This is a genomic window from Streptococcus sp. GMD4S, from assembly GCF_000296955.1.
On the sequence record NZ_AJRE01000363.1, the window covers coordinates 1 to 669 of the forward strand.

General features: G+C 43.5%; 1 protein-coding gene. It reads right to left on the reverse strand.

What is annotated here, in order from left to right:
• Nucleotides 1-669 (reverse strand): HAD-IC family P-type ATPase (locus GMD4S_RS09925; protein ID WP_000938677.1); only part of this gene is annotated, 669 nt, incomplete at both ends.

Genomic DNA, 669 nt, shown 5'->3' on the forward strand with positions numbered 1-669 from the left:
GTTGGTCAGGGGCTCCCTTGACTGCTACGAGGAATTTACCATCTGGTAATGGATGAACCGTTGACATGAGTTTACGATCTGAGTCAAATGGTAACTCAGCTACACGAGGATATTGCTCTAAAAATCCTTTAACATCATAGCCCTTGTCCAAGGCATACTGGATGAAGGCTGTTTCCGTTGGATCCCCAATCAGGTTTCCTTCTGCATCAATCTTAGTATCATTAGCCAAAACAACAGAACGAAGAAGAGGCATTTCAAGACCTAGTTCAATATCATCAGCTGAATCATGTAGGACTGCATCATAGAAGACTTTTTCGACTGTCATCTTGTTCATGGTAAGCGTACCAGTCTTATCAGAAGCGATGATCTCAGTTGAACCAAGTGTTTCAACTGCTGGCAACTTACGAACGATAGAGTTTCGTTTTGCCAAAACTTGAGTACCAAGGGCAAGAACGATGGTCACGATAGCAGGAAGTCCTTCTGGGATGGCTGCAACAGCAAGCGCAACAGATGTCATCAACTCACCAAGTGGATTTTTACCTTGAATGAAGACTCCGACTACAAAAGTAACAAGGGCAATGACCAAAATTGCATAGGTCAAGACCTTAGAAAGGTTGTTCAAGTTTTGTTTGAGTGGTGTATCCGTCTCATCCGCATCTTGGAGCATGC